Source organism: Microvirga rosea, assembly GCF_020595095.1.
Taxonomy (GTDB): domain Bacteria; phylum Pseudomonadota; class Alphaproteobacteria; order Rhizobiales; family Beijerinckiaceae; genus Microvirga; species Microvirga rosea.
Genome location: NZ_JAJDOP010000003.1, coordinates 190,312 through 208,738 on the forward strand (window position 1 = coordinate 190,312; position 18,427 = coordinate 208,738).

Annotated in this window: 17 protein-coding genes and 1 tRNA gene; all 18 read left to right on the forward strand. The window is 61.7% G+C overall.

The features are described from left to right. Positions 1-100 precede the first annotated feature (100 nt). Positions 101-177, forward strand: a tRNA-Asp gene (locus LJD17_RS08895). Between the two features lie 152 nt (positions 178-329). Then, positions 330-770 carry a low affinity iron permease family protein gene (locus LJD17_RS08900; RefSeq protein ID WP_227383823.1) on the forward strand — a complete coding sequence of 147 codons (441 nt, stop codon included), beginning with the start codon at positions 330-332 and terminating at the stop codon, positions 768-770. 170 nt (positions 771-940) lie between these two features. Then, positions 941-1,306: an NADH-quinone oxidoreductase subunit A gene (locus tag LJD17_RS08905; protein WP_227383824.1), complete on the forward strand. Its 366-nt coding sequence runs from the start codon at positions 941-943 to the stop codon at positions 1,304-1,306. Next, on the forward strand, positions 1,297-1,881 hold the full coding sequence (locus LJD17_RS08910; RefSeq protein ID WP_227383825.1) for a NuoB/complex I 20 kDa subunit family protein: 585 nt from the start codon (positions 1,297-1,299) through the stop codon (positions 1,879-1,881). Before LJD17_RS08905 ends, LJD17_RS08910 begins: the two co-directional genes overlap by 10 nt. A 14-nt stretch (positions 1,882-1,895) precedes the next feature. Further along, positions 1,896-2,498, forward strand: coding sequence for an NADH-quinone oxidoreductase subunit C (locus tag LJD17_RS08915; protein WP_227383826.1), 603 nt, complete (start codon positions 1,896-1,898; stop codon positions 2,496-2,498). 19 nt (positions 2,499-2,517) lie between these two features. Beyond that, entirely contained in the window at positions 2,518-3,708 is a 1,191-nt protein-coding gene (locus LJD17_RS08920; protein ID WP_227383827.1) for an NADH-quinone oxidoreductase subunit D, read from the forward strand. A 111-nt stretch (positions 3,709-3,819) separates the two neighbouring features. Beyond that, on the forward strand, positions 3,820-4,887 hold the full coding sequence (nuoE, locus tag LJD17_RS08925) for an NADH-quinone oxidoreductase subunit NuoE (protein WP_227383828.1): 1,068 nt from the start codon (positions 3,820-3,822) through the stop codon (positions 4,885-4,887). 15 nt (positions 4,888-4,902) lie between these two features. Next, complete coding sequence (gene nuoF, locus LJD17_RS08930) at positions 4,903-6,204, forward strand: NADH-quinone oxidoreductase subunit NuoF (protein WP_227383829.1); 1,302 nt, start codon at positions 4,903-4,905, stop codon at positions 6,202-6,204. A gap of 8 nt (positions 6,205-6,212) precedes the next feature. Beyond that, positions 6,213-8,291, forward strand: a complete 2,079-nt coding sequence (gene nuoG, locus LJD17_RS08935) for an NADH-quinone oxidoreductase subunit NuoG (RefSeq protein ID WP_227383830.1) — start codon at positions 6,213-6,215, stop codon at positions 8,289-8,291. Between the two features lie 12 nt (positions 8,292-8,303). Next, a complete protein-coding gene (gene nuoH / locus LJD17_RS08940) occupies positions 8,304-9,329 on the forward strand; it encodes an NADH-quinone oxidoreductase subunit NuoH (RefSeq protein ID WP_227383831.1) in 1,026 nt (341 codons plus the stop codon). Positions 9,330-9,345: 16 nt separating this feature from the next. Beyond that, positions 9,346-9,834 carry an NADH-quinone oxidoreductase subunit NuoI gene (gene nuoI, locus LJD17_RS08945; RefSeq protein ID WP_227383832.1) on the forward strand — a complete coding sequence of 163 codons (489 nt, stop codon included), beginning with the start codon at positions 9,346-9,348 and terminating at the stop codon, positions 9,832-9,834. Positions 9,835-9,975: 141 nt separating this feature from the next. Next, positions 9,976-10,590, forward strand: coding sequence for an NADH-quinone oxidoreductase subunit J (locus LJD17_RS08950; RefSeq protein ID WP_227383833.1), 615 nt, complete (start codon positions 9,976-9,978; stop codon positions 10,588-10,590). Between the two features lie 12 nt (positions 10,591-10,602). Then, positions 10,603-10,911, forward strand: a complete 309-nt coding sequence (nuoK, locus tag LJD17_RS08955; protein WP_114771644.1) for an NADH-quinone oxidoreductase subunit NuoK — start codon at positions 10,603-10,605, stop codon at positions 10,909-10,911. Between the two features lie 17 nt (positions 10,912-10,928). Beyond that, positions 10,929-12,959, forward strand: a complete 2,031-nt coding sequence (gene nuoL / locus LJD17_RS08960; RefSeq protein ID WP_227383834.1) for an NADH-quinone oxidoreductase subunit L — start codon at positions 10,929-10,931, stop codon at positions 12,957-12,959. Next, the gene (locus tag LJD17_RS08965; RefSeq protein WP_227383835.1) at positions 12,959-14,470 is read left to right on the forward strand and encodes an NADH-quinone oxidoreductase subunit M; all 1,512 of its coding nucleotides are present in this window, start codon (positions 12,959-12,961) and stop codon (positions 14,468-14,470) included. The genes nuoL and LJD17_RS08965 overlap by 1 nt, the downstream gene beginning before the upstream one ends. A gap of 7 nt (positions 14,471-14,477) precedes the next feature. Next, on the forward strand, positions 14,478-15,917 hold the full coding sequence (nuoN, locus tag LJD17_RS08970; RefSeq protein ID WP_227383836.1) for an NADH-quinone oxidoreductase subunit NuoN: 1,440 nt from the start codon (positions 14,478-14,480) through the stop codon (positions 15,915-15,917). A gap of 1 nt (position 15,918) precedes the next feature. Continuing rightward, positions 15,919-16,737, forward strand: a complete 819-nt coding sequence (locus LJD17_RS08975; protein WP_227383837.1) for a biotin--[acetyl-CoA-carboxylase] ligase — start codon at positions 15,919-15,921, stop codon at positions 16,735-16,737. A gap of 3 nt (positions 16,738-16,740) precedes the next feature. Beyond that, entirely contained in the window at positions 16,741-18,414 is a 1,674-nt protein-coding gene (locus LJD17_RS08980; RefSeq protein ID WP_227383838.1) for a ribonuclease J, read from the forward strand. Positions 18,415-18,427: the final 13 nt, after the last annotated feature.

The window sequence follows — 18,427 nt, forward strand, 5'->3', positions numbered from 1 at the left end:
ATGATCTTGTTCGAGAGTTCCTCCTGAAGAATCTTCAAGAGGATCGCTTGACAGGGTCAGGGGGCGACCTTAAACCGCCCACACCGCTTCGGCGGTATGCGCGGGCGTAGCTCAGTCGGTTAGAGTGCCGGCCTGTCACGCCGGAGGTCGCGGGTTCGAGCCCCGTCGCCCGCGCCACTGCAGATCCTGACAGAGATCTGCTTGTCTCTCCCGCTTCAGAATTTTGGATCCCTCGGAGTTCTTGCAGAAGCGCGTTGCGCTGAGTGCATGGCTCATGGAGCAATTGCTCAAGCTGGGCGTTGTCGGTCCAGCAGGAGAGGGTAACTGCCATGGACTTCTCAAAAATCTTCACCAATCTCTCCAACTGGGTCGCGCAGGTCTCCGGGCGTCCCATCACGTTCGTAATCTGTCTTGCCGTGATTCTGATATGGGCTCTAAGCGGACCTCTCTTCGGCTTTTCCGACACGTGGCAGCTGATCGTGAATACGGGCACCACCATCGTGACGTTCCTGATGGTGTTTCTGATCCAAAACACGCAGAATCGCGACGGCGCGGCTATTCAGGCCAAACTCGACGAGCTGATCCGCGCCAGTGCCGCCCAGAACGTATTTATCGGTATCGAGCATCTGACCCAGGACGAGCTGGACGAAATCAGGGCCAAGTGCGAAGCAAAAGCGAAGCTGGAAACGGCCGCCGGCCGGGCCGCGGACAAGGCGGAGGATTCTGCCAATCGCAAGGCGGCAAACGCCGCCGAGAAGGCCACATCCTAGTTTGGAAACATTCTTTTGCGGTGCCGCAAACACTTGTCAGAACAGGGGATCTCAGATAAGCCTCCCCCGCAATCCATGGTTTGTCGCAGGGCCTTTTATTAAGCTGTCTGTGGCTTAAATCCATGGGCTGGTGCTGGTTTTGTACCGGCTCTGTTCCTTTTGGGTGTCGCATGACGAATCTCCTCGCCGACTACCTGCCTCTCGTGATCTTTATCGGCGTGTCGCTCCTGATCGGGGTGGCGCTGCTCGTGGCGCCTTTCATCGTCGCCTATAGCCGCCCGGACACGGAAAAGCTCTCTGCTTACGAGTGCGGGTTCAACGCTTTCGATGATGCCCGCATGAAGTTCGACGTGCGGTTCTATCTCGTTGCTATTCTTTTCATCATCTTCGACCTCGAAGTCGCCTTCCTGTTCCCCTGGGCCATCACGTTCGGGAATCTGGGCTGGTTCGGCTTCGTCTCCATGATGATCTTCCTCGGCGTTCTGACGGTCGGATTTGTGTACGAGTGGAAGAAGGGGGCCTTAGAATGGGATTGATCACCGATACGCGGTCGCCCCTGGTTTCGCCCGCACCGACGGGCGTGATCGATCCCTCGACCGGACAGCCGGTCGGATCGACCGACCCCTATTTCGTCTCCATCAAGGACGAGCTGTCCGACAAGGGCTTCATCGTCACCTCCACGGAAGACCTGATCACCTGGGCCCGTACCGGCTCGCTGATGTGGATGACCTTCGGTCTGGCATGCTGCGCCGTCGAGATGATGCAGATGTCCATGCCGCGTTACGATGCCGAGCGGTTCGGATTTGCTCCCCGGGCCAGCCCGCGCCAGTCCGATGTGATGATCGTTGCCGGAACCTTGACCAACAAGATGGCGCCCGCGCTCCGCAAGGTCTATGACCAGATGCCTGAGCCCCGGTACGTCATTTCCATGGGCTCCTGCGCCAATGGCGGCGGCTATTATCACTACTCCTATTCGGTGGTACGTGGGTGCGACCGCATCGTGCCGGTCGACATCTATGTGCCGGGCTGCCCCCCGACGGCGGAGGCGCTTCTCTACGGTGTGCTTCTTCTCCAGAAGAAGATCCGCCGCACGGGCACGATCGAGCGCTGAGCAAAGGCCATCGCATGAATGCTGAACTGCAAGCTCTGAGCGATCATATCGCCTCATCCCTCGGTGAGGCCGTAACTGCGCGGGATATCGCCTATGACGAGCTCACGCTTGTCGTCCGTGGGCAGGACATCGTCAAAACGGTGACGTTCCTCCGGGATGATTCCCAATGCCGCTTCGTGTCGTTCATCGACATTTGCGGCGCGGATTATCCCGGCCGCGAGAAGCGCTTCGACGTCGTGTATCATTTTCTGTCTCCTCAGTTGAACCGGCGTATCCGGATCAAGGTCGAGGCGGATGAGACGACACCGGTTCCGTCCCTCGTCGGCGTGTTTCCCGCCGCCAACTGGTTCGAGCGGGAAGCCTATGATCTTTACGGGATCCTCTTTTCGGGGCACCCCGATCTGCGGCGTATCCTCACCGATTACGGCTTCGAAGGGTTCCCGTTGCGGAAGGACTTTCCGCTCACCGGGTTCGTCGAGGTTCGCTATGACGAGGGCCAGGGACGCGTCGTGTACGAGCCCGTGAAGCTCAGCCAGGAATTCCGCAACTTCGACTTCCTCTCGCCGTGGGAGGGCACCGATTACGTGCTGCCCGGCGACGAGAAGGCAAAGGCGTAGAGCGGAGAGGGATCAGCCGATGGGCGAGCATAATATCCGCAATTTCTCGATCAACTTCGGTCCGCAGCATCCGGCGGCTCACGGCGTTCTGCGCCTCGTGCTCGAACTCGACGGCGAAATCGTCGAGCGGGTCGATCCGCATATCGGCCTTCTGCACCGCGGCACCGAAAAGCTCATCGAGTTCAAGACCTACGTTCAGGCCAATCCTTATTTTGATCGTCTCGACTATGTCGCGCCGATGAATCAGGAGCATGCGTACTGCATGGCCGTCGAGAAGCTGCTCGGCATTTCGGTTCCGCGCCGCGCCCAGCTGATCCGTGTCCTTTACTCGGAGATTGGCCGCCTCCTGTCGCACCTTCTCAACGTGACGACCCAGGCGATGGACGTCGGCGCCCTCACGCCGCCCCTCTGGGGCTTCGAAGAGCGCGAAAAGCTGATGATCTTCTATGAGCGGGCGTCCGGATCGCGCATGCACGCGAACTACTTCCGGCCCGGCGGCGTCGTGATGGATCTTCCTCCGGAGCTCATCGACGATATCGAGGCCTTCTGCGATCCGTTCCTGAAGGTTCTCGACGACCTCGACGAACTCGTCATGGGCAACCGCATCTTCAAGCAGCGCAACGTGGATATCGGCGTCGTGTCGCTGGACGATGCGTGGAAGTGGGGCTTCTCCGGCGTCATGGTGCGCGGCTCGGGAGCGGCGTGGGATCTGCGCAAGGCCCAGCCCTACGAATGCTACGAGGAAATGGAGTTCGACATTCCGGTCGGACGTAACGGCGACAACTACGACCGTCAGGTCATCCGCATGCTCGAGATGCGCGAAAGCGTCAAGATCATGCGCCAGTGCCTCGACAAGCTCCGGGCGCCGGACGGGCAGGGGCCGGTCTCGACGTTGGACGGCAAGGTTGCGCCGCCCTCACGCAAGGACATGAAGCGCTCCATGGAAGCGCTCATTCACCACTTCAAGCTTTACACGGAAGGCTTCCACGTCCCGGCGGGCGAGGTTTATGCGGCCGTGGAGGCGCCGAAGGGGGAATTCGGGGTCTATCTCGTGGCGGACGGCACCAATAAGCCGTATCGCTGCAAGATTCGCGCTCCGGGTTTCGCCCATCTTCAAGCCATGGATTTCATGTGCCGCGGCCACATGCTGGCCGACGTCGCGGGCATCCTTGGGTCGCTGGACATCGTGTTCGGCGAGGTTGATCGATAAATCACGAGCCCGGCGGAGAGCCGGGCAACCGCGTGAGAGCGCGGATCAAGGTTCAAGTCGTGAGTGGCGGCCGCTTCCGGTGCCGGCCACAGCGATGAGGAGAAGAACTCTATGGCCGTCCGCAAGCTCGCGCCTGAAGAAATCCAGCCCGACAGCTTCACGTTCTCGTCGGAGAACATGGCGTTCGTCGCGCAGCAGATCGCGAAATACCCGCCGGGCCGTCAGGCGTCCGCGGTCATTCCGCTCCTTTGGCGTGCTCAGGAGCAAGCCGGCGGCTGGTTGCCGCGCAAGGCGATCGAGAAGGTCGCCGAGCTGCTGGACATGCCGCACATTCGTGTCATGGAAGTGGCGACCTTCTACACGATGTTCAACCTGGAGCCGGTCGGAAAATACTTCATTCAGTTCTGCGGCACGACGCCTTGCGCCCTTCGCGGCGCGGGTGACATCAAAAAGGTTCTGGAGCGCCGCGTCGGCGAGCAGAACCACGTCAGCGCCGACGGCAACTTCTCATGGCTCGAAGTCGAGTGCCTGGGGGCGTGCTGCAACGCGCCGATGGTCCAAATCAACGATGATTACTACGAGGACCTGACCACCGAGAATTTCGAGAAGCTCCTCGACGATCTCGCCGCCGGTCGGCCGGTCAAGAAGGGCTCGCAGGTCGGTCGCCGCTCTTCCGAGCCGCAAGGCGACGTCAAGACCCTGACCGATCCTCACCTTTATGATGGCTCCCAGGTCGGAGCATGGCGCAAGCGCTTCGAGGAGGAAGCTGCCAGCACGGCTTCCGCTGGCGAGGCTGCCGCCGCGACCGCTTCGGCCCCTTCGACGCCGAAGCCGGCAAAGCCCGAGGCGGGACGCGCCATCGAGTCCGAGGCGGCCGATACGCCTGCCAAGCGCGCCAAGGAAGGCGAGGCGCCTATCAGCCAGACCGAGCGCAAGGAAGCCTCGGACGGCAAGCGGGCGACCGCCGTCGAGGCCCGCACGGAGGACGCCGCGAAGCCTGCGCCGCAGAGCGATAAGTCTTATGTTGCAACGCCAAGCAAACCCAGCGGCGGAGCGCCGACTCCGGACGCGCCGTCGACGCCGGTTGCCGGCACCCCGCCTTCCGATACGCCTCAGCGCCGCGACGGCAGCGAGAGCAAGCCGGACGTCACGCTCGATAAGAGCAACAAGCCGTCCTGATGGAGTGAACTGAACATGCTTCAGGACAAAGATCGCATTTTTACAAATCTCTACGGCTTCCATTCGCCGGACCTGCAGGCGGCGAAGATGCGCGGCGCCTGGGACGGAACCAAGTTTCTCCTGGAGAAGGGCCGCGACTGGATCATCGATGAGATGAAGAAGTCGGGTCTTCGCGGCCGTGGTGGCGCAGGCTTCCCGACGGGACTGAAATGGTCCTTCATGCCCAAGCAGTCGGACGGACGTCCGCATTATCTGGTCGTGAATGCCGACGAGTCCGAGCCCGGCACCTGCAAGGACCGGGAGATCATGCGGCATGATCCGCACCTGTTGATCGAAGGTTGCCTCCTCGCGTCCTTCGCGATGGGCGCCCATGCCTGCTACATCTATATTCGTGGCGAATATATCGGCGAGAAGCATGCGCTTCAGCGCGCCGTCGACGAGGCCTACGAGGCCCGGCTCATCGGTAAGGACAACATCCACGGTTATCCGTTCGACCTTTACGTGCACCATGGTGCCGGCGCTTACATCTGCGGCGAAGAAACGGCCCTGCTCGAAAGCCTGGAAGGCAAGAAGGGCATGCCGCGCCTGAAGCCGCCATTCCCGGCCAATATGGGCTTGTACGGCTGCCCGACGACGGTCAACAACGTGGAGTCGATCGCGGTTGCCGGCACGATCCTCCGCCGCGGCGCCGCCTGGTTCTCAGGCATCGGCCGCCCGAACAATGTGGGCACGAAGGTCTTTTCCGTTTCCGGGCACGTGAACAAGCCGTGCAATGTGGAAGAAGCCATGGGACTTACGTTCCGTGAGCTGGTTGATACCCATTGCGGCGGCATCCGCGGCGGCTGGGATAACCTTCTGGCCGTTATTCCCGGCGGATCGTCGGTGCCTTGCGTTCCGGCCGAGCAGATCATCGACGCCAATATGGACTTCGATACCTTGAGAAATCTCAAGTCGGGTCTGGGTACGGCCGCCGTGATCGTGCTGGACAAGTCTACCGATATCGTTCGAGCCATTACCCGGATCTCGTACTTCTATAAGCACGAGAGCTGCGGCCAGTGCACCCCATGCCGGGAAGGAACCGGTTGGATGTGGCGGGTTCTGACCCGCATGTCCGAGGGCCGGGCCCAAAAGCGTGAAATCGACATGCTTCTCGAAGTGTCCACCCAGATCGAGGGTCACACCATCTGCGCGCTGGGAGATGCCGCGGCGTGGCCGGTTCAGGGGCTGATCCGTCACTTCCGGCATGAAATCGAAAAGCGGATCGACGACTATGCGGCGAACCCGCATTCAGAACCCGCCATGATTGCGGCGGAGTGAGAGTGAAGATGGCCAAGATCATCGTTGATGGCGTCGAGGTCGACGTCCCGCCGGAATACACCTTGCTGCAGGCCGCCGAAGCGGCAGGTGCGGAAATTCCGCGCTTCTGCTTCCACGAGCGGCTGTCCATTGCCGGCAACTGCCGCATGTGCCTTGTCGAGGTAAAGGGCGCTCCGAAGCCCGTCGCATCCTGCGCCTGGGGCGTACGCGATTGCCGCCCGGGACCGAACGGTGAGCCGCCGGAAATTTCGACCAAGTCGCCGACAGTCAAGAAGGCCCGGGAAGGGGTGATGGAGTTCCTCCTCATCAACCACCCGCTCGATTGCCCGATCTGCGACCAGGGCGGCCAGTGCGACCTGCAGGACCAGGCCATGGCCTACGGGGTCGATACCAGCCGCTATCACGAGAACAAGCGCGCGGTGCCGGACAAGTATCTCGGCCCGCTGATCAAGACCTCCATGAACCGCTGCATCCACTGCACGCGGTGCGTCCGGTTCACCACGGAAGTGGCGGGCGTCTCCGATCTCGGCGCCATCTGGCGTGGCGAGGATATGGAGATCACGAGCTATCTGGAGCGTGCCCTCGGTTCCGAATTGCAGTCGAATGCCGCTGACCTGTGCCCGGTCGGAGCGCTCACGCATAAGCCCGAGGCTTTCCACTATCGCCCGTGGGAGCTCACCAAGACCGATTCCATCGATGTCATGGATGCGGTCGGCTCTTCCATCCGGGTCGATTCCCGCGGCCGCGAGGTCATGCGCATTCTGCCGCGTGTGAATGAGGCCGTGAATGAGGAGTGGATCACCGACAAGGCCCGTCACATCGTCGATGGCCTGCGCATGCAGCGTCTCGACCGGCCCTTCGTTCGCGTGAACGGCCAGCTCCGCCCTGCCTCATGGCAGGAGGCTTTCGGCGCCATCGCGACGAAGCTCAAGGGCACCGATCCGAAGCGGGTCGGCGCTGTCGTGGGCGATTTGGCGGCCGTGGAGGAAATCTATGCGCTGAAGCTTCTCATGGAGAGCCTCGGCGTGACGAATATCGATGCCCGCCAGGACGGAACCGTTCTGTCGCCTACCTATGGCCGCGGCTCCTATCTGTTCAACACGACCATCGCCGATATCGAGGATGCGGACGCCATCCTGATCGTCGGCTCCAATCCGCGTATCGAGGCCTCGCTGGTCAATGTCCGCATTCGGAAGCGCTGGCGGGTCGCGCCGCCTGCGATTGCATTGATCGGGGAGCATGTGGATCTGACCTATCCCTATGCCTATCTCGGCGCGGGTCCTGAGACTCTGACCGAGCTTCTGGCGGGCCGCCACAGCTTCGCCGAGGCTCTGAAGGGAGCGGAGCGGCCGCTGATCATCGTCGGGCAGGGGGCTCTGGTCCGTCCCGATGGATTGGCCGTTCTTTCCCTTGCGGCCCAGCTTGCCCAATCGGTCGGCGCGGTGAAGGAAGGCTGGAACGGCTTCTCGGTTCTTCATACCGCGGCTTCGCGGGTCGGCGCGCTCGATCTCGGTTTCGTGCCGGGAGCCGGCGGCCTGACAGCAGCGGAAATGGCGAACGGCGGAGTGGACGTTCTGTTCAGCCTCGGCGCCGACGAGATCGCGGTCGCCCCTGGCACTTTCGTGATCTACCAAGGGACGCACGGAGACCGGGGCGCGCACCGGGCTGATGTCATCCTGCCGGCCGCCACCTACACGGAGAAGTCCGGCACCTACGTGAACACGGAAGGCCGGGTTCAGCTTGCGAACCGCGCGGCGTTTGCCCCGGGCGAGGCCCGCGAGGACTGGGCGATCCTTCGGGCGCTCTCCGATGTTCTGGGACATCGCCTGCCGTTCGATTCGCTCAATGCCTTGCGTGCGAAGCTCTACGAGGCCTATCCTCACTTCGCTGATTTCGACCGGATCGCTCCTGCCGATGTGGCGAGTGCCGTTCAGGCGCTCGCTGGCCTTGGCGGCAGCGCCGGCCGTGAGGCCTTCGTGAGCCCCATCAAGGACTTCTATCTGACGAACCCGATCGCGCGGGCGTCCGGCGTCATGGCGGAGTGCTCGGCACTCGCTCAAGAGCGCCGGCTCGTGGCGGCCGAGTAAAGGGACGTAACCATGGAATCCGGAGACATCCTGCTCGCAGTCGCGATCATGTTGGGCAAGAGCCTGCTCATGTTGGTCGCGCTCCTTATCTTCATCGCCTACGCCCTTCTGGCCGACCGCAAGATCTGGGCCGCGGTCCAGCTGCGTCGCGGCCCGAACGTGGTCGGCCCCTGGGGATTGCTGCAATCCTTCGCGGACCTTCTGAAATTCGTGCTGAAGGAGCCGGTCATTCCCGCGCCGGCCAACAAGGGCATGTTCCTGCTGGCTCCGCTGGTCATGTGTACCCTGGCGCTGGCCGCCTGGGCGGTGATCCCGCTCAATGCGGGCTGGGCCATCGCGGACATCAATGTCGGTATCCTCTACATCTTCGCCATCTCATCCCTGGGCGTATATGGCGTGATCATGGGCGGCTGGGCTTCGAACTCGAAGTATCCGTTCCTTGGCGCGCTCCGTTCCGCCGCCCAGATGGTGTCGTACGAGGTGTCCATCGGCTTCGTGATCGTGACGGTGCTCATGTGCGCCGGCACCCTGAACCTGTCGAGGATCGTCGAAGCACAGAACTCGAGCCTGGGCATTCTCGGCTGGTACTGGCTGCCGCTGTTCCCGATGTTCGTAGTGTTCTTCATCTCGGCCATGGCCGAGACGAACCGCCCGCCCTTTGACCTTCCGGAGGCTGAATCGGAGCTCGTTGCCGGTTATATGGTCGAGTATTCGTCCACGCCGTACCTGCTGTTCATGCTCGGCGAATACGTGGCCATCATGACCATGTGCGCCCTCGGCACGATCCTGTTTCTCGGCGGCTGGCTTTCACCGATCCCGTTTGCGCCCTTCACCTGGGTGCCGGGCGTCATCTGGTTCGTCCTGAAGGCGAGCTTCCTTTTCTTCCTCATCGCCATGGTCAAGGCCATGGTGCCGCGCTACCGCTACGACCAGCTGATGCGTCTCGGCTGGAAGGTCTTCCTCCCGCTTTCGCTCGCCATGGTCGTGATCGTGGCCGGCGTCCTGATGCTGACCGGCACCGCGCCGGGCATGCACTGAATAAGGAGATCAGCTCATGAAGCTCGATCAGGTCGCAAAATCGCTTCTTCTGAGGGAGTTCGTCGCCGGCTTTGTGCTGGCCATGAAGTACTTCTTCAAGCCGAAGGCGACGATCAACTATCCCTTCGAGATGGGTCACCGCGGACCGCGGTTCCGGGGTGAGCACGCGCTTCGGCGCTACCCGAACGGGGAAGAGCGCTGCATTGCCTGCAAGCTCTGCGAAGCCATCTGCCCGGCCCAGGCTATCACCATCGAGGCCGGACCTCGCCGGAACGACGGCACCCGGCGCACCACCCGGTACGACATCGACATGGTGAAGTGCATTTACTGCGGGATGTGCCAAGAGGCGTGTCCGGTCGATGCCATCGTCGAGGGGCCTAACTTCGAGTTCTCCGTGGAGACCCGCGAGGAGCTCTACTACGACAAGGCCAAGCTTCTCGCGAACGGCGAGCGCTGGGAGCGTGAGATCGCGCGCAACATCGCGAAGAACGCACCTTATCGGTAAGCGTTTCCTGCCCTTCATAGGGCAGGGGGCAAACTGGTCCGGCGGGTTGTTCCCTCCGGATTCGCACATTATAGACGGGCCGCCGGATCCCCCGGCGCCAGGTTTGGAAGGGGCCGCTCTGGCGCGGCTTGAGCTTGAAGCATGACGGTCACTGCCGCCTTCTTTTATCTTTTTGCGACCTTTACCGTCGCTTCGGGATTCATGGTGATCGCGTCTCGCAATCCCGTGCAATCGGTGCTTTTCCTCATTCTCGCCTTCGTGAATGCGGCGGGATTGTTCCTGATGATGGGGGCGGAGTTCCTGGCGATGATCCTGGTCATCGTCTATGTGGGCGCGGTCGCGGTGCTGTTCCTCTTCGTCGTGATGATGCTCGACGTCGACTTCGCCGAGCTTCGTCAAGGCTTCCTGCAGTATCTCCCGGTCGGCGCGCTGATCGGCGTGATATTCCTTCTTGAGTTGATCCTGGTCATCGGCGCCTATGTGATCGATCCGAACATCATCCGGACCGCTGCCGTGCCGATCCCAGCGCCCGACGTCATGACGAATACCGAGGCGCTCGGCCAGGTTCTCTACACCCGGTATTTCTACTTCTTCCAAGCCGCAGGGCTGATCCTGCTGGTGGCGATGATCGGTGCGATCGTCCTGACGCTGCGTGAGCGCGTCGGCGTCCGGCGCCAAGACATCTCCCGGCAGAACGCCCGGACCCAGGAAGAGGCCGTGCAACTGCGGAAGGTTCCCTTCCGCCAGGGTATCTAAGGAGCGCATGCGATGGTCATCGGACTTGGTCATTATCTTACCGTTGCCGCCGTGCTCTTCACCCTCGGCGTGTTCGGTATCTTTATCAACCGGAAGAACGTGATCGTGATTTTGATGTCGATCGAGCTGATCCTGCTCGCCGTCAACATCAACATGGTCGCCTTCTCCACTCACATGAATGACATCGTCGGACAGGTCTTTGCGCTGCTGATCCTCACGGTCGCGGCGGCGGAGGCGGCTATCGGCCTTGCCATTCTGGTGGTGTTCTTCCGCAACCGCGGCTCCATCGCGGTTGAAGACGTCAATATGATGAGGGGCTAAGCCCGAGCGGATCGATCATGTATCAAGCAATCGTCTTCCTGCCGCTCGTCGGCTTCCTCATTGCAGGTTTGTTCGGTCGGATCATCGGTCCGCGTCCGAGCGAGATCATCACGACCGCGCTTCTGTTCGTCGTCGCGGTGCTGTCCTGGATATCCTTCATCCAGGTCGGCTTCGGCGACGGCGCAACTCGCGTCCAGGTCGCCCAGTGGATGTCCGTCGGCGATCTGCAGGTGGACTGGGCGTTCCGGATCGACACGCTCACGGCCATGATGCTCGTCGTGGTCAATACCGTTTCGGCTCTCGTGCACCTCTATTCCATCGGCTACATGCACGAGGATCCGCACCGGTCGCGGTTCTTCGCCTACCTGTCCCTGTTTACCTTCGCCATGCTCATGCTGGTGACGTCGGACAACCTGGCCCAGATGTTCTTCGGCTGGGAAGGCGTGGGTCTCGCCAGCTATCTGCTGATCGGCTTCTGGTACCACAAGGAATCCGCCAACGCGGCGGCTATGAAGGCCTTCATCGTCAACCGCGTCGGCGATTTCGGTTTCGTTCTCGGAATCTGCCTGGTGTTCGTGCTGTTCAACAGCATCGCATTCGACCAGATCTTCCCCCGCGTTGCGGACCTTGCCAATAACCGCTTCCATTTCCTGGGTTTCGACTGGAACGCCCTGACCCTGACCTGCCTGCTGCTGTTCATGGGAGCCATGGGCAAATCGGCTCAGTTCCTGCTGCACACCTGGCTGCCGGATGCGATGGAAGGGCCGACGCCGGTCTCCGCACTCATCCATGCGGCGACCATGGTGACCGCCGGCGTTTTCATGGTGGCGCGCCTGTCTCCACTCTTCGAACACGCCCCGACGGCGTTGACCGTCGTCACCGTCATCGGCGGCATCACGGCCTTCTTCGCCGCGACGGTCGGTCTGGTTCAGAACGACATCAAGCGGGTGATCGCCTACTCAACCTGTTCGCAGCTCGGCTATATGTTCGTCGGACTTGGCGTCGGCGCCTATAGCGCGGGGGTGTTCCACCTGTTCACGCACGCCTTCTTCAAGGCTTTGCTGTTCCTCGGCGCCGGCTCCGTCATTCATGCCATGCATCATGAGCAGGATATGCGCAGCATGGGAGCCCTCCGCCGTTACATTCCGTTCACCACGGCGATGATGGCGATCGGCACTCTGGCACTGACCGGATTCCCGTTCACGGCCGGATATTACTCCAAGGATGCCATCATCGAAGCGGCGTTTGCATCGCACAGCGCCGCTGGGAACTTCGCGTTCCTGTCCACGGTGATCGCAGCCTTCATGACGTCGTTCTATTCCTGGCGCCTGTTCTTCATGACCTTCGAAGGTCAGGCCCGCTGGGGGGATTCACACCATCATGCCAGCGCCCATGAGGGGGTCGAGCATGACGACCACGGCCATGATGTCGAGCCTGCCTCGCATGCGGATCACGAGCATGGCGGACACGGTCACGCTCATACACCGCACGAGAGCCCGCTCGTCATGCTGGTGCCACTGGTGGTTCTGGCGATCGGCGCGCTCGTGGCCGGCCTGGTCTTCCACGAGGCATTCCTCGGCCATGGCGCCGCGGAGTTCTGGAAGGGGTCGCTCTTCACCCGTCCCGAGAATCACATTCTCGAGGAAATGCACCACATTCCGGGCTGGGTTCCCTTGATCCCGACCGTGATGATGGCCCTTGGGTTCCTGCTTGCGTACTACATGTACATCCTGGACTCGAAGAAGCCCGTGCAGCTGGCGGCGGATCATCCGATCCTGTACCGCTTCCTGCTCAACAAGTGGTATTTCGACGAGATCTATGACGCCATCTTCGTCCGTCCTGCGATCCGTCTCGGCCGTTTCTTCTGGCGGACGGGCGACCAGCGGGTCATCGACGGGCTCGGTCCCGACGGCGTATCTGCCCGTGTCCTCGACGTGACCCGGGGTGTCGTCCGGGTCCAGACGGGCTATGTGTATCATTACGCCTTCGCCATGCTGATCGGCGTCGCCGCTCTCGTGTCCTTCTATCTCCTCAGGGGAACGCACTAATGCTCGGGTTCGGCATTCTCTCCGGACTTCTTGTCCTTCCCCTTATCGGTGCGGCTTTCATTCTCACCTTGAGAGGGGACAGCGAGGCCGCGCGCGCGAACGCCCGCTGGATCGCGCTGGCGACGACCGTCCTGACCTTCCTGCTGTCGCTCGTGGCCTGGAGCCGGTTTGACAGCGCCTCCTCGGCTTTCCAGCTTGTCGAAAGCCATGCCTGGCTCACGGATACGATCCGGTTCAAGCTCGGGGTCGACGGCTTCTCGATGCCGTTCATCCTGCTGACCACGTTCCTGATGCCGTTCTGCATCGTGGCATCGTGGGAATCGATCAGCCACCGGGTGAAGGAGTACTTCGTCGCCTTTCTCGTCCTCGAAATGACGATGATTGGTGTCTTTGCGGCGTTGGATCTCGTTCTCTTCTACCTGTTCTTCGAAGCGGGCCTCATCCCGATGTTCCTCATCATCGGCATCTGGGGTGGCAAGCGGCGCATCTACGCGAGCTTCAAGTTCTTCCTCTACACGCTGCTCGGCTCGGTCCTGATGCTCCTTGCCATCATGGCCATGTACTGGGCGGCAGGAACGACCGATATCCCGACGCTCCTGAAGTTCAAGTTCGCCGCGAACCTGCAGACTTGGCTGTGGCTCGCCTTCTTCGCCTCCTTCGCGGTGAAGATGCCCATGTGGCCGGTCCATACCTGGCTGCCGGATGCTCACGTCGAAGCTCCGACGGCGGGATCGGTGATCCTGGCGGCAATCCTGCTGAAGATGGGCGGTTACGGGTTCATCCGGGTTTCCCTGCCCATGTTCCCGGATGCCTCGGTGTATTTTGCCCCGCTCGTCTATTCCCTGTCCGTGATTGCGATCGTCTACACCTCGCTCGTGGCTCTCGTGCAGCAGGACATGAAGAAGCTTATCGCTTATTCGTCCGTGGCTCATATGGGCTTCGTGACGATGGGGCTCTTCAGCATGAACCCGCAGGGCATCCAGGGCGCCATGTTCCAGATGGTGTCCCACGGCCTGGTCTCCGGAGCGCTCTTCCTTTGCGTCGGTGTGGTCTACGATCGCCTTCATACCCGGGAAATCTCCGCCTATGGCGGGCTGGTGGAGCGGATGCCGTTCTATGCGGTTGCGTTCCTGATCTTCACGATGGCCAATGTCGGCCTGCCCGGCACATCCGGCTTCGTCGGCGAGTTCCTGACCCTCATCGGTGCATTCCGGTCTAACCCTTGGGTCGCATTCTTCGCCGCCAGCGGTGTGATCCTCTCGGCCGCCTATGCATTGTGGCTCTATCGTCGCGTGGTCTATGGAGCGCTCACCAAGCCGTCCCTCCAGACCATGACGGACCTGACCGGCCGCGAAATGCTCACCCTCGTGCCGCTCGTTCTGCTCGTCATCTACTACGGCGTGCAGCCCGGTCCGATCCTCGACACCTTCGCGGCACCGACCAATGCTCTCATGCAGGGCTACCAGGCCGCCCTCGAAACCGTGAAAACGGCGGCCGTTGCCGCACACTGAGGTCACGATGAATACCGCCCTCGTCTTTCCCGCCCTTGGTCCAGCGTTGCCGGAAATCATTCTGGCAGCGGGCGCTCTCATCCTGGTTTTGTTCGGAGCGTTCCGTGGCGAGCGATCCGCCGGGGCCATGAACGGCGTCGCGCTGGTGCTGCTTGCGCTCGCATTCGTGGCGTTGCTCATGCTGCCCTCCGGGCGCATGGAGACGATGAGCGGGTCCTTTGTGGTCGACTCGTTCGCCAAGTTCATGAAGGCCCTGACGCTGATCGCTTCCGCAGGCGGCGTTATCCTGTCGATCGACTATATGCGCCGCGAGGGGATCAATCGGTTCGAGTATCCGATCCTGATCATCCTCTGCACCATCGGCATGCTGATGGTGATTTCGGCCAATGATCTGATCGCTCTTTATCTCGGCCTGGAGCTTCTGAGCCTCTCGTCCTACGTCATCGCGGCGTTCGACCGCGACAATGTCCGGTCGACGGAAGCCGGCTTGAAGTATTTCGTTCTCGGCGCCCTGTCCTCAGGCATGCTGCTCTATGGCGCCTCGCTGGTCTACGGCTTCACCGGCTCGGTATCCTTCCCGACAATCGCAGCGTCGCTTCACGGCACGGTGAGCAACGGGCTGATCTTCGGCCTGGTCTTCGTCGCTGCGGGCATTGCCTTCAAGATCTCGGCCGTCCCGTTCCACATGTGGACGCCGGACGTCTACGAAGGTTCGCCGACGCCCGTCACGGCGTTTTTTGCCGCTGCTCCGAAGATGGCCGGCATGGCCATGGCGACCCGCGTGTTCGTTTACGCGTTCCCCGGCATCCTGGGCCAGTGGCAGCAGATCATCGTGTTCATCTCGATCGCCTCTATGGTTCTCGGATCGTTCGCGGCGATCGGTCAGCGCAACCTCAAGCGCCTGATGGCTTACTCTTCCATCGGCAATGTGGGCTACGCCCTCATCGGTCTCGCCACCGGCACGCCGGAGGGCGTGCAGGGCGTCGCCATCTACATGGCGATCTATCTGGCCATGACACTCGGTTCATTCGCGGTCATTCTCGGGCTTCGCCGCGGCAACGTGATGTTCGAGAAGATCGAGGATCTTTCAGGCATCGCCCGCACGCATCCCGTGCTGGCGTTCTGCCTGGCCATGATGATGTTCTCGCTCGCGGGTATCCCGCCTCTCGCCGGCTTCTTCGCCAAGTTCGCAGTGTTCAACGCCGCCATTAAGGCGAATCTCGTGACCCTGGCTGTGATCGGCGTGGTGACCAGCGTCGTCGGCGCGTACTACTATCTCCGGATCGTCAAGGTGATGTATTTCGACGAACCGGCGGAGCGTTACGATGCTATGCCTGCAGGTGTGAAACTCGTTTTGGCCCTGTCCAGCGTGTTCGTCGTTCTCTATGTGCTCGTCCCGGCTCCCCTGAATGCGGCGGCTGCCGCCGCTGCCAGGTCTCTGTTCTGACGTGCATCTTTCGCGTGAGACAGAGACCGCCGGCTACAGGCTGCTCTCGCTCGAGGCGACGGGCTCGACCAACGACGACGCTCTACGGGCCGCCCAACAGGGTGACCCGGGAAAGCTCTGGATCGTAGCTGCAGAACAGAATGCGGGCAGGGGACGGCACGGTCGTCAGTGGTCGTCACCGGTCGGCAATCTCTATGCCAGCCTTCTCCTGATCGACCCGTGTGATGCGCCGTCTGCGCCGCAGCTCGGTTTTGTTGCGGGACTGGCGCTGCATGAGGCTATCGAGGCGATCACCGGCACAGGTCATCCGCGCTTGGCCCTCAAGTGGCCCAACGACGTTCTGCTCGATGGGGGAAAGGTATCGGGGCTCCTTCTGGAAGGGCATCGTATTGGCGGCACGCTGGCGATCATCATCGGATGCGGTGTGAACATCGCATTGGCTCCATCTGGAACGCCCTATCCGACGGCCTCGTTGCGGACGCTCCGTGAGGATGTGACCCGAGAGGCCATTTTCGAAGCACTTTCCAGTGCGTTTGCGCGGACCTTCAGCGCGTGGCAGGCTGCCTCGCGCCTTGCCCCGTCCGATCGCTTCGGAGCCATCCGGCATTTATGGCTCGAGCGGGCCGCCGGTATCGGACAGAACGTGACGATCCGCCTTCCGGCCGGCAATCGGCAGGGATGCTTCGACGGGCTTGATCGGCATGGGCGTTTGATGCTGAAAACGCCGACAGGAACGGAACTGATCGACGCGGGCGATCTTTATTTTCCTCATTTGCAACACGATATAGACAAGCTCGCACCCGGTACGACAAGGTCCTGATCGATGGCTTCCTCTGACGATGAACTGGTCTTTCTGCCCCTCGGAGGCTTGGGCGAGATCGGGATGAACGCCGCGCTCTATGGTTTCGGCCCGGAACTGAGCCGTCAGTGGATTCTGGTCGATTGCGGTATGGGATTTGGCGGGGAGGAGCATCTTCCCGGCATCGATCTTGTGTATCCGGATCTTCGGTTCATCGAGGAGGAGCGGCATAACCTCCTCGGGATCTTCATCACCCATGCCCACGAAGACCACATTGGCGCGCTCGTCGAGATGTGGCCCCGTCTCCGGGCGCCTGTTTATGTCACGCGCTTTGCGGCCGGCCTGCTCGAAACCCGCCGACTGTCCGAACCGGGAGCGCCGAAGATCGAACTCAAGGAGATCGTGCCGGGCCAGCGGCTCCAGACCGGCCCCTTCAACATCGAGTATGTGCCCGTCGCTCACTCCATTCCCGAATCCAATGCGCTTGCGATCCGTACGCCCCTCGGGCTCGTGGTCCACACCGGCGACTGGAAACTTGATCCGACGCCCTATCTCGGCAGCCTGACTTCGGAGACGACGTTCCGCGCTCTGGGCGATGAAGGTGTGCTGGCGCTCGTCTGCGACTCCACCAACGTTGTGCGTGAAGGGGAGAGCCCGAGCGAAGCCGATGTCGCGAAAAATCTTGCGACCCTGATCAAGGACGCGCCGCATCGCGTCGCCATCACGACCTTTGCGTCGAACGTCGCCCGCATTCGCTCGGTGGCCGAGGCCGCTCGGGAATGCGGACGTGAGGTCGTGGTGGTCGGACGCGCCATGGATCGCGTTCTCGATGTCGCCACGGAATGTGGTTATCTCGACGGGCTTCCCGAGTTTCGAAAGCCCGACACATTCGGCTATCTGCCGCGCGACAAGGTCGTCGCGCTTCTCACGGGATCGCAAGGCGAACCGCGGGCCGCTCTGGCCCGTATCGCTCAGGACGAGCATCCCGACATCGCGCTTTCCGCTGGGGATCGCGTGATCTTCTCGTCCCGGGCCATCCCTGGCAACGAGAAGGATATCGGCTCGATCATCAACAGCTTGATCGAACAGGGCATCGAAATCATCACCGACCGCAACGAGCTCGTCCATGTTTCGGGCCACCCGCGGCGGGGTGAACTCGCCCAGATGTATCAATGGACCAAGCCTAAGATCGCGATTCCGGCTCATGGCGAGGCGCTTCATCTCGCAGAGCACGCGAAATTCGCCCGTAAGCAAGGGGTCGATGAGGTCGTCCAGGCACGAAACGGCACCCTCGTGCGTCTCGCCCCGGGGCGCCCCGAGATCATCGATCGGCTGCCCGCCGGGCGGCTCTACAAGGATGGCAATATCGTCATCGGGGCGGGCGAACGGGCCCTGCCGGAGCGGCGCAAGCTAGCGTTTGCGGGAATTGTCACGGTTGCCATCGCCATCGATGACAAAGGTGACTTGGCCGGTGATCCGATTGTCGATGCCATGGGCCTACCCGAGAAGAACCGACAGGGCGAAAACATGCTCGATCTTATCGCCGATGTTGTCGGGGACGTGCTCGATGGGTTGCCAAAGGCACGGCGCCGCGATCCGGAAGCGGTGGAGACGGCCGTGCACCGCGGTGTACGCTCGGCCGTCAACGAGGCATGGGGCAAGAAGCCCGCCTGCCATGTGCTCGTCGTCGAGGTATGACGCCGCCGCTGTG

What these genes read in the sequence shown, in the direction of transcription:
- LJD17_RS08920 (WP_227383827.1), top strand. Translation starts at nt 2,518, where the DNA reads ATGGGCGAGCATAATATCCGCAATTTCTCGATCAACTTCGGTCCGCAG.
- nuoH (WP_227383831.1), top strand. Translation starts at nt 8,304, where the DNA reads ATGGAATCCGGAGACATCCTGCTCGCAGTCGCGATCATGTTGGGCAAG.
- LJD17_RS08905 (WP_227383824.1), top strand. Translation starts at nt 941, where the DNA reads ATGACGAATCTCCTCGCCGACTACCTGCCTCTCGTGATCTTTATCGGC.
- LJD17_RS08980 (WP_227383838.1), top strand. Translation starts at nt 16,741, where the DNA reads ATGGCTTCCTCTGACGATGAACTGGTCTTTCTGCCCCTCGGAGGCTTG.
- nuoE (WP_227383828.1), top strand. Translation starts at nt 3,820, where the DNA reads ATGGCCGTCCGCAAGCTCGCGCCTGAAGAAATCCAGCCCGACAGCTTC.
- nuoF (WP_227383829.1), top strand. Translation starts at nt 4,903, where the DNA reads ATGCTTCAGGACAAAGATCGCATTTTTACAAATCTCTACGGCTTCCAT.
- nuoI (WP_227383832.1), top strand. Translation starts at nt 9,346, where the DNA reads ATGAAGCTCGATCAGGTCGCAAAATCGCTTCTTCTGAGGGAGTTCGTC.
- LJD17_RS08900 (WP_227383823.1), top strand. Translation starts at nt 330, where the DNA reads ATGGACTTCTCAAAAATCTTCACCAATCTCTCCAACTGGGTCGCGCAG.
- LJD17_RS08965 (WP_227383835.1), top strand. Translation starts at nt 12,959, where the DNA reads ATGCTCGGGTTCGGCATTCTCTCCGGACTTCTTGTCCTTCCCCTTATC.
- LJD17_RS08950 (WP_227383833.1), top strand. Translation starts at nt 9,976, where the DNA reads ATGACGGTCACTGCCGCCTTCTTTTATCTTTTTGCGACCTTTACCGTC.
- nuoG (WP_227383830.1), top strand. Translation starts at nt 6,213, where the DNA reads ATGGCCAAGATCATCGTTGATGGCGTCGAGGTCGACGTCCCGCCGGAA.
- nuoK (WP_114771644.1), top strand. Translation starts at nt 10,603, where the DNA reads ATGGTCATCGGACTTGGTCATTATCTTACCGTTGCCGCCGTGCTCTTC.
- LJD17_RS08910 (WP_227383825.1), top strand. Translation starts at nt 1,297, where the DNA reads ATGGGATTGATCACCGATACGCGGTCGCCCCTGGTTTCGCCCGCACCG.
- LJD17_RS08915 (WP_227383826.1), top strand. Translation starts at nt 1,896, where the DNA reads ATGAATGCTGAACTGCAAGCTCTGAGCGATCATATCGCCTCATCCCTC.
- nuoL (WP_227383834.1), top strand. Translation starts at nt 10,929, where the DNA reads ATGTATCAAGCAATCGTCTTCCTGCCGCTCGTCGGCTTCCTCATTGCA.
- nuoN (WP_227383836.1), top strand. Translation starts at nt 14,478, where the DNA reads ATGAATACCGCCCTCGTCTTTCCCGCCCTTGGTCCAGCGTTGCCGGAA.